Annotated in this window: 7 protein-coding genes; 4 read left to right on the top strand and 3 right to left on the bottom strand. The window is 71.8% G+C overall.

Annotated features, from left to right (window positions below):
- Positions 1-72: 72 nt before the first annotated feature.
- From FHG71_RS14610 to dnaE, 3 genes are all read left to right on the top strand, one after another.
- The gene (locus FHG71_RS14610) at positions 73-627 is read left to right on the top strand and encodes a DUF2269 family protein (protein WP_139082436.1); all 555 of its coding nucleotides are present in this window, start codon (positions 73-75) and stop codon (positions 625-627) included.
- Positions 628-799: 172 nt separating this feature from the next.
- Entirely contained in the window at positions 800-1,327 is a 528-nt protein-coding gene (locus FHG71_RS14605) for a hypothetical protein (protein ID WP_139082435.1), read from the top strand.
- A gap of 73 nt (positions 1,328-1,400) precedes the next feature.
- Positions 1,401-4,901 (top strand): DNA polymerase III subunit alpha, encoded by a 3,501-nt coding sequence (gene dnaE / locus FHG71_RS14600; RefSeq protein WP_139082434.1) that lies wholly within the window; start codon positions 1,401-1,403, stop codon positions 4,899-4,901.
- Here dnaE and FHG71_RS14595 read toward each other — a convergent pair.
- Positions 4,898-5,329, bottom strand: coding sequence for a hypothetical protein (locus tag FHG71_RS14595; protein ID WP_139082433.1), 432 nt, complete (start codon positions 5,327-5,329; stop codon positions 4,898-4,900). The genes dnaE and FHG71_RS14595 overlap by 4 nt on opposite strands.
- A 156-nt stretch (positions 5,330-5,485) precedes the next feature.
- Between FHG71_RS14595 and FHG71_RS14590 the strand changes: the two genes are divergently transcribed.
- On the top strand, positions 5,486-6,553 hold the full coding sequence (locus FHG71_RS14590) for a LacI family DNA-binding transcriptional regulator (RefSeq protein ID WP_139082432.1): 1,068 nt from the start codon (positions 5,486-5,488) through the stop codon (positions 6,551-6,553).
- Here FHG71_RS14590 and FHG71_RS24590 read toward each other — a convergent pair.
- Positions 6,550-8,127, bottom strand: coding sequence for a GTPase family protein (locus FHG71_RS24590; RefSeq protein WP_139082431.1), 1,578 nt, complete (start codon positions 8,125-8,127; stop codon positions 6,550-6,552). The two genes, FHG71_RS14590 and FHG71_RS24590, sit on opposite strands and share 4 nt — an antisense overlap.
- On the bottom strand, positions 8,124-9,182 hold the full coding sequence (locus FHG71_RS14580; RefSeq protein WP_139082430.1) for a YcjF family protein: 1,059 nt from the start codon (positions 9,180-9,182) through the stop codon (positions 8,124-8,126). Before FHG71_RS14580 ends, FHG71_RS24590 begins: the two co-directional genes overlap by 4 nt.
- Positions 9,183-9,254: the final 72 nt, after the last annotated feature.

The following is a 9,254-nucleotide window of genomic DNA, read 5'->3' as shown; positions in this document are numbered from 1 at the left end:
GGGCCGGGGTGGCGCCGTGCCATCTGGCGCCACGATTTTGCCAGTTTCCCCTTTTGGACCGGACCCATTCCCATGGACCCTTATCTTCTTCTCAAACTCGTCCACGTCGTCGGCGCGATCCTTTGGGTCGGCGGCGCCTCGATCATGACCCTGCTCGTCCTGCTCCTCGACCGCCGGGGCGACGATGCCGCCACGATGACCGGCGTCTCCTACGTGGCGCTCCTCGGCAACCGCGTGTTCCTGCCGCTGAGCCTTCTCGTCATCCTCACCGGGCTCGGGCTGGCCTGGCTAGGGGGCTGGGGCTTCGCGGCGTGGACGGTGCTGGCCACGGCGGTCGTCGTGGCCACGGCGGCGCTGGGCGGCGCGGTGTTGGGCCCGACCACGGAACGGGCGGTCAAGGTCTGGCGCGACGAGGGCGACATGGCGCAGGCCATCGCGCTCGGCCGCCGGGTGCTGCGGCTCGTCAAGGTCGACCTGGGCGGACAGTTCGCCATCATCGCGTTGATGGTGCTGAAGCCCGGCTGGACCGACCCCGCGCTGCTCGTGCCCGTCGCCTTTCTGGGCTGCGGCGTGGCGCTTGGACTGATGCCGGGCCGGGCTCGCGCCTCGGCGGCCCAGCCTGCCTGACCCTGGTGCAAGGAACTTCGGCGGGTGTGGCCACGGCCGTTCCCGTCCGGCTGCGCGGGATCGTTCCTACGCCTGCGCGGGAATGCTCCGAGCCGAATGCAACCACCTCCCCCCGTGTCCGGCCGCCGCGTAAAGAGGCGGCCGCAACTCTCCTTGTGGCGGAACGCGTGCGATGGAGCCGATCCTCTTTCTCGCCCTGGCCCACGTCCTGGGCGTCCTTCTCTGGTCCGGCGCGGCGCTCCGGTTGGGCTTGCGACTGGCGGCCGCGCGTCGCGACGAGGCCGCCGTGCTGCGCGCGGTGCGCGAGGGGGCCCGGCTCGACCGGCGGGCGCTTCGGCCCTCGCTGCTGGCCGTGCTGATCTCGGGCGGCGTGCTGGCGGCGACCGAGGGCGTCGCGGTGGAGGCCTGGGCGCTGCTGGCGGCCGCCCTGGGGAGCCTCGCGCTGGCGCTGGGCCGGGCGGGGTTCCAGCCCGCCTGCGCCCGCGCCCTGCGACGTGACGGCGAGGCGGCGCTCATGGCCGGGCGGCGGGCCCTGCGGCACGCGCGGCGAGGCCTTGCGCTGCAGGTGCCGACGATCCTGCTCCTGCTGCTGCGGCCCGGCTGGGGCGGAATCGCCATCTTGGGCGGGCTGCTGGCCTGCCTCGCACTGGCGGCCGCATTGCTGACGTCCCTGGACGACGGAGCGGCTCGGGCAGCCTGACGGCCACGACCGCGCGGCAACCTGCGCCGTCCCGACTTCCCAACTCGGGGGCCGCGGGGGTAGGGTGGCAGACATGGCCGATCCCCGCTTCATCCATCTGCGCGTCCATTCCGAACACTCGCTCCTCGAGGGCGCGGTTCCGGTGAAGAAGCTGCCCAAGCTCGCCGCCGAGGCGGGGATGCCCGCCGTGGCGCTCACCGACACCAACGCCATGTTCGCGGCGCTGGAGTTCTCGGAGACCGCGGCCAAGATGGGCGTGCAGCCCATCGTGGGCGCGCAGTGGGACCTCTGCTACCTGCCGCCCGACCCCGGCCGCGCGCCCTATCGCCCCGCGCCGGTCGTCCTCCTCGCCCAGACCGAGGCGGGGTGGATGAACCTGATGAAGCTGTCCACCTGCGCCTATCTCGTGGACACCAACGGGGACGGGCTGCCGCAGGTGACGCTCGAGGATCTGGAGCGGCATTCGGCGGGGCTGATCTGCCTGACGGGCGGCCCGGACGGCCCCTTGGGGCGGCTTCTGCGGCAGGGGAGCCAGGGGAAGGCGGAGGAGTTCCTGCGACGGCTGGCCGGGATCTACCCGGGCCGGCTCTATGTCGAGCTGCAGCGCCACCCGGTGGACGGCGGGCTCCCCGAGGCCGAGCGTCTGACCGAACGTCCGACGCTGGAGCTGGCCTACGCGCTCGATCTGCCCATCGTGGCGACGAACGACGTCTATTTCCCCAAGGAAGGACTTTACGAGGCGCATGACGCGCTTCTAGCGATCGCCGAGGGGGCCTATGTCGACCAGCCGCAGCCACGGCGAAAGCTGACGCCCCAGCATTATTTCAAGTCTCAGGCCGAGATGGCGACGCTGTTCGCCGACCTGCCCGAGGCGCTGGAGAACACCGTCGAGATCGCCCGGCGCTGCGCTTTCAAGGCGCCCAAGCGCAAGCCGATCCTGCCACGCTTTGCCGAGAACGAGGTCGAGGAGCTGCGGCGGCAGGCCAAGGAGGGGCTGGAGGCCCGGCTCAAGGTCATCCCCCATGCCGCCCCGGTGGAGGAATACGAGAAGCGCTTGGCCTTCGAGGTCGGCATCATCGAGCAGATGGGCTTCCCCGGCTACTTCCTGATCGTGGCCGACTTCATCAAGTGGGCCAAGGCGCAGGGCATCCCCGTGGGACCGGGGCGGGGCTCGGGCGCGGGTTCGCTCGTCGCCTATGCACTGACCATCACCGACCTCGATCCCCTGCGCTATTCCCTGCTGTTCGAGCGGTTCCTGAACCCCGAGCGCGTGTCGATGCCCGACTTCGACATCGACTTCTGCATGGACCGCCGCGAGGAGGTCATCCGCTACGTCCAGCAGAAGTACGGCGAGGACAAGGTCGGCCAAATCATCACCTTCGGCGCGATGCTGTCCAAGGCCGCCGTGCGCGACGTGGGCCGCGTGCTCCAGATGCCCTACGGACAGGTGGATCGCCTGTCCAAGATGATCCCGATGGAGGGCGTGAAGCCCGTCTCCATCACCAAGGCGCTGGCCGACGAGCCGCGCCTGCGCGAGGAGATGCGCGCCGCCGAGGTGGTCAAACGCTGCATGGAGTATGCCGAGCAGCTCGAAGGGCTCCTCCGCAACGCCTCCACCCACGCGGCCGGCGTAGTGATCGGGGATCGTCCGCTCGATGAACTCGTGCCGCTCTACCGCGCGCCGGGCACGGACGACATGCCCGCGACCCAGTTCAACATGAAGTGGGTGGAGCAGGCGGGCCTCGTGAAGTTCGACTTCCTGGGCCTCAAGACGCTCACCATGATCGACAACGCGGTCAAGCTGATCCGCAAGACGCGCGACCTCCACATCGCCGCCGACGGCCGCCGCATCTACGACCCCGCCCCGGGGACCGAGAACGACATCCTCGCCATCCCCTTGGACGACAAGCCGACCTACGACCTCTACTCCCGCGCCCGCACCGTCGCCGTGTTCCAGGTGGAATCCACCGGCATGATGGACGCGCTCAAGCGCATGAAGCCCACCTGCATCGAGGACATCGTGGCTCTCGTGGCGCTCTACCGCCCCGGCCCGATGGAGAACATCCCCGTCTACTGCGAGGTCAAGAACGGCACCCGCGCGCTGGAGCCGCTCCACCCCACCATCGACCACATCCTGAAGGAAACGCAGGGGATCATCGTCTACCAGGAACAGGTGATGGAGATCGCGCAGGTCATGGCGGGCTATTCGCTCGGCGGCGCGGACCTCCTGCGCCGCGCCATGGGCAAGAAGATCCCCGAGGAGATGGCCAAGGAGCGCCCCAAGTTCATCGAAGGGTCCATCCGCAACGGCGTCCCCAAGGACAAGGCCGGCGAGGTCTTCGACCTTCTGGAGAAGTTCGCCAACTACGGCTTCAACAAATCCCACGCCGCCGCCTACGCGCTGGTCAGCTACCAGACCGCCTGGCTCAAGGCGAACCACCCGGTCGAGTTCATGGCGGGCGTCATGAACTGCGACCTGCATCTTACCGACAAGCTGGCCGTCTACTTTCAGGAGGTGCGCAAGCACCTGAAGATCCCGACCGTGCCCCCCTGCGTGAATCGTTCGCAGGCCGTGTTCAGCGTCGAGGACGGGAAGCTCGTCTACGGGCTGGGAGCGCTCAAGAACGTGGGCGTGGAGGCGATGGAGCTGATCGTGCGGGGGCGCGACCGGCGGCCCTTTGCAACGCTCTTCGACATGGCCCGGCGGGTGGACCTCAAGAAGGTCGGCAAGCGGCCGCTGGAGATGCTGGCCCGCGCCGGGGCCTTCGACCAGCTGGACAAGAACCGCCGGCGGGTCTGCGAATCTCTCGATGCGCTGGTGGCCTATTCGGCGGCCGTGCACGAGCAGCGATCGTCGTCGCAGGTCTCGCTCTTCGGCGAGGCAGGGGCGGACCTGCCTGAGCCGCGCCTGCCCAACGGCCCCGACTGGGACCCGCCCGAGCGGCTGGCCGAGGAGTTCAAGGCCGTGGGCTTCTATCTCACCGGCCATCCGCTGGACGACCACCTGTCGGCCTTGAAGCGGGCCAAGGTGATGACCTACGACGAGGTGGCGCTGAAGGTGCAGGACGGCCCCTTCGTCACCCGCATCGCCGGCACCGTCGCTGCCCGGCAGGAAAGGAAGAGCGCGCGGGGCAACCGCTTCGCCTTCGTTTCCATGTCCGACCCGACGGGGCAGTTCGAGGTGACGCTGTTCTCCGAGGCGCTGGAGGCAGGACGGCCGCATCTGGAGCCAGGCAACCGCGTCGTGATCCAGGTCGAGTGCACCTCCGAGGGCGACCAGCTTCGCTTGACGGGCCGGACGGTCACGCCCATCGACGAGGTGGTGGCGGCAGGCCTGATGGGGCTGAGGGTCTTCGTGGAGGCCGAGGAGGCGCTGACCTCGGTCGCGCGCGTGCTGGAGCAGGCCCGGGCCGCCGCCCGGCGCGCGAGGGGCGGGCCGGTGACACTCCTGCTCCAGCACCCGAGTTTGCCGGGCGAGGTGGAACTGGAGCTGGGGGACAACTTCCCCGTCTCGCCCGAGATCCGGCGTGCGCTGCGCTCGGTCGCCGGCGTCGTGGAGGTGGAGGAGGTCTAGGCGGCCAGCGCCTCGGCCGCCTGCCAGCGGAAGAAGCCGAAGACGCGGAAACCCTGCGCCTCCAGCTCGGCCTCGGGCGTCAGCGTCATGCCGTCGGCACGGGTGCAGTGAAGGATATGGCCGGGCGCCACCCAGACGCCGACATGGGCAAGGAGCCGACCTTTCCACATCACGACCGCGTCGCCCTCCTGCGGGCGGCGCACAGGGGTCCAGTTCGGCCTTTGCAGCTCGGCCCGGATCAGGTCTTGGGCGAGTTGCAGATTGCCATGGGCGGGCGAGACCTCGATCTCCAGCCCGAACTCCTGCCGCCAGACCAGGGCGGCGCGATGGGCGCATTCTCCCGCGCCGAGGATATAGGGCAGCCCCACATAGGCCTGGGCCCAAGCGGACGGCTGGGCAGGGTGCGGGGCGGCAATTCGGTCGGTCATCGGAAAACTCCGTGGAACGAAAGGTGGGCCGTGCAAAGGATCGTGAAATGCTTTCCTATTGAACCGATTCAACACCCGATGGTAGGTCTGCGTCAAGAGCCATTTTGAATCGATCCAAACGATGGCGAGGATTCGCGGAGCAGGGGGAACCCGACCATGACGGGCAGCGGCCGGACCATCCGGCTTCGGGATGTGGCCGAGGCGGCGGGGGTGTCGCAGGGCACCGCCTCGAACGTCTTCAACCGTCCCGAGGTCGTGCGCGAGGAGGTGCGCGAGCGGGTGCGCGAGGCGGCGCGCGCGCTGGGCTATGCGGGGCCGAGCCCCAAGGGGCGGCTCCTGCGCGCGGGCAAGACCAATGCGATCGGCGTGGCGGCGGCCGAGCCGCTGGAATACTTCTTCGCCGATCCCTGGGCGCGGCGGCTGATGACCGAGGTAGCGCGGGCCTGCGACGCCCGCGGGGCGGGCCTCGCGCTGGTGTCCGTCGCCGCGGGGCAGCCCGGCTGGAGCATCGAGAGTGCGCTCGTGGACGGTTTTCTGCTGCGCTGCGGGGGGCGCGAGCTTCTGGTGGAGATCGCCCAACGGCGGGGGCTGCCCTTCGTGGCGCTTTCGCTGGACCACGCCGAGCCGGATGTGCCGGCGGTGGACATCGACGACTTCGGCGGGGCCAGACTCGCGGCGCGGCACCTTCTGGGGCTCGGCCACCGCCGGCTCGCCATCCTGGGGATCGGGCTGGGCGCGGCTCCCGACCGGGTCCAGCCCGACCGCGTGCGCGCCACACGCTACATGAACGTGCGCGAGCGCGCGCGCGGCTATTGGGCGGCCCTGGCCGAGGCGGGCCTTCCCGAGGCCGAGGTCCCGATTCTGGCGATCCGCGACGACGGCAGCAACGTGGGCGCGGCGCTGGCTCTCCTGTTCGATGAGCCCGAGCCGCCCACCGGGCTGCTGGCCATGTCGGACAAGGTGGCGATGGCGGCGCTGGGCTGGCTCGCGGAGCGGGGCTTGGCCGTGCCGGGGCAGGTTTCGGTCATGGGCTTCGACGGGGTGCCCGAGGGCGCGCGGACCGAGCCGCCGCTCAGCACCGTCGAGCAGCCCTTCCGCCGCATCGCCGAGCGCGCCGTCGCTGCCATCCTCGACGGACCCATGCCGCAAGGGCGCGAGGTGCTGCCGCTCACGCTCCTTGTACGGGGCAGCACGGGCTCGGCGCCCAACGGCACTGGGGCCTAGGCCGGGTCGGTCGATCCCCTGGGCCTCTCGCCCCCCGGCCGAACGCGCCGCAGGAGCCGGCCGCCGAGCGTCTCGGCCCCAAGGACCAAGCCGCGACCGGCGCGCCCGACCTCCTGCCGCAGGCCGCTGCCCTGCGTCGCCTCCAGTCGCCGTCGGTTGCGCTGGGCCTTGATCGCGCGCGGCAGGGCAGCGATGAGCGCGGTCCGCAGCGCCTCGATGTTCCACTCGGGCGCGATCGCGCAGACCGGGACCGGCAGCCGCACGTCGAGGTCGGCGCCGATGGCCTGCACCGCTTCAGCCACCCGGACCTGCGCCTCGGGCGGCAGGAGGTTCTCGGGGAACGGCCAGCCGGGCAGGAGCCGGTCGACGCCGGTCGCGACGGCGACGATCTCGGGCCGCTGCCGCTCGGGCGTGGCGTCGAAGGCGGCCTGGAAGCGGCGCAGGAGTCGCTGGTCGACGGCACGTCCCGGACGGTTGGCGCGCAGGACCCAGAGGATCAGGTCCGCCCGCTCCATCTCGGCCAGGAGCGTGTCGAGCCCGGCCTCGCCCCCGTCGAGGCCCGCGCTGTCCACCAGAAAGCAGGGAAGGCCATCGATTTCGCCTTCGTGAGCCACGAAGCCCGGCGTGGTGGGCGCGGCGTCGGTCTCGGCGTGGTCGGCCCCGAGAAGCGCGTTGAGCATGGTCGACTTGCCCGCGCCGGTCTGGCCCACGAGGAGGACCCGTAGTGGGGCGTCGGGGGCGACGAGGCGCGCCCGGTCGAGGTCCGCGCCCGCGAGGCCCAGTTCCAGCAGCTCCGCATCCGAGAACCGCAGCCGACCGCCGTAGAGCTCGACCGCCGCATGGGCGACCTCCTCCAGCAGGAGCGCCTGCGCCACTCCCTGCATCTGCCCACCCAGCCAGCCTGCGTTGCCGCCCGCGACGAGGCCTTCGACCTCGCGCAGGATGGCGGCAGGCGGATTGCTTGCAATCCGCGCGAGCCGGTGCGCGGCGCTGGCCCAGGTGTAGCCTTGGTGCAGCGCCCTGCGCCGGGTCCAGGCCCATTCGATGGTGCGGATCGAGACACGGTCGACGAAGGGCACGTGGCGGCGCATCCGGGCGCGGTAGCGCGAGGCGGTGCGCTCCACGAGCAGGAGCGCCTCGGGCAGGGTGAAGTCGAGCACGCCCCGGCCGCCCAGGCCCGTGGCCACTTCGCGCAGCACCTCCATCACGAGGTCGGGCATCCGATTCCAGGGCTGCGCCTCGGCCGTTCGCGCCTCGATCCGGGCGCGCACCCGCCCGAAGACGGCGGTCTCCCGCTCGGACCAGTCCGGGTCGGGGGCCACGGCAAGGTCGGGGGACAGGGCGGACGGGGCGGTGACCGGGCGCCACCGCGCCAGCACGCGCGCGCCCGCCACGAGGGCCGCGAGCGCCGCGCAGCCCCCGGCGAAGGGCAGGAGAAGGCCACGCTCGCCCAACCAGAGGAAGCCTAGGACCGCGGAGACGAGCGTCGGCAGCGCCGCCGCGGTGAGGACCAGGAGCCGGTCCCAGCGCAGGAGCGCCCGTCGCAGGCGTGCGGAGGTCGAGGCAGGGCTCATGGGCGCCCCTGCCGCAGCGCCTCGGCGAAGGTCGCGCGCAGGGCCTCGGGCGAGACCTGCTCCTGCCGGCCGAGGGCGTGGAGATAGAGCGCCGCCGCCCGGCCCAGGGCATAGGTCGTGGCAAAGCTGAGCGCGCCTGCAGCGGCCGCCCCGGCGGTCTGGCCCAGGACGGGGACGAGCTTGGCCATCTGCCGCAACCCGAAGCCCGCCCCGACCCGCAGCGCCACGCCGCCGCCCAGGGCGGTCGCGAACTCGATCATGCGCGGTCGGGTCCATTCGACGCCGTAGCGCCCCGCCAGGGCCGCCAGCATCGCGGCCTGGATGGCAGGGACCGCCACCGCCCCCAGGATCGGCGCCGCGTCCACCGCCCCCGCGCTGCCCGCGTAGCCCAGCACCACCGCGCGGTTCGCGGCCCAGCGGGCCGACTCGCTGCCCCGGTGCGCCGCGCGGGCGAGGAGGAGAGCCACATCTGGAAGCGCCTCGCCCAGGAGCGGGCGCAGCGGCTCGGCCCGGTCGGGGTCGGGCGTGGCGAGGTCGAGTTCGACAAAAGGCAGGCCGTGGCCCGCCGCCCGCTCGAAGCGGGCCTGCGTGGCGTGGCGAGCGCGGGCGCGCTCCTCGGGATCGGGCACGAGGTCGGGGCCGGTGTGGACGACGATCACGCGGATGGCCGGGTCGCGCCGGACCACCCGCGCGAGCGCTTCGGCCACCTCGCCCTGCGCGGGATCGTCGAGCCGGGCGAGCGCCAGCACGAGGTGCGAGGACCGCGCGGCGGCGGCCAGGTCCTCGGCCGGATCGTAGCCCGCCTCGCCCAGGCCGCGCGTATCGAGAAACCGCAGGACCGGCTGTTCCGCAGGCAGGTCATAGCGGCGCGCCGTGCGGGTGCAGGGGGCGTAGCCGTTGCCGATCTCGGCTTCTGACAGGCCGGTGAGAGCGCGCACCAAGGACGACTTGCCCGACCCGGTGCGCCCCAGCAGCCAGACCACGGGAAGCAGCGGCCCCTGCGGCTCGGGCGGCGGTCGTCGGGACCGGAGCCAGTCGGACGGGGCGGTCGTCATCGTCGATCTCCTGCGTCGGCGCATCTGCGCCCCAGGACTGCGACGAAGCGGCCGCCAGGGCAAGCGCGCCGT

The sequence above is a fragment of the Rubellimicrobium roseum genome (assembly GCF_006152145.1).
Taxonomy (GTDB): domain Bacteria; phylum Pseudomonadota; class Alphaproteobacteria; order Rhodobacterales; family Rhodobacteraceae; genus Rubellimicrobium; species Rubellimicrobium roseum.
The sequence above is the reverse complement of the archived record's forward strand: the minus strand, read 5'-3'. Positions and strand labels throughout refer to the sequence as shown.

What these genes read in the sequence shown, in the direction of transcription:
- FHG71_RS24590 (WP_139082431.1), bottom strand. Translation starts at nt 8,127, where the DNA reads ATGAGCCCTGCCTCGACCTCCGCACGCCTGCGACGGGCGCTCCTGCGC.
- FHG71_RS14610 (WP_139082436.1), top strand. Translation starts at nt 73, where the DNA reads ATGGACCCTTATCTTCTTCTCAAACTCGTCCACGTCGTCGGCGCGATC.
- dnaE (WP_139082434.1), top strand. Translation starts at nt 1,401, where the DNA reads ATGGCCGATCCCCGCTTCATCCATCTGCGCGTCCATTCCGAACACTCG.
- FHG71_RS14590 (WP_139082432.1), top strand. Translation starts at nt 5,486, where the DNA reads ATGACGGGCAGCGGCCGGACCATCCGGCTTCGGGATGTGGCCGAGGCG.
- FHG71_RS14580 (WP_139082430.1), bottom strand. Translation starts at nt 9,182, where the DNA reads ATGACGACCGCCCCGTCCGACTGGCTCCGGTCCCGACGACCGCCGCCC.
- FHG71_RS14605 (WP_139082435.1), top strand. Translation starts at nt 800, where the DNA reads ATGGAGCCGATCCTCTTTCTCGCCCTGGCCCACGTCCTGGGCGTCCTT.
- FHG71_RS14595 (WP_139082433.1), bottom strand. Translation starts at nt 5,329, where the DNA reads ATGACCGACCGAATTGCCGCCCCGCACCCTGCCCAGCCGTCCGCTTGG.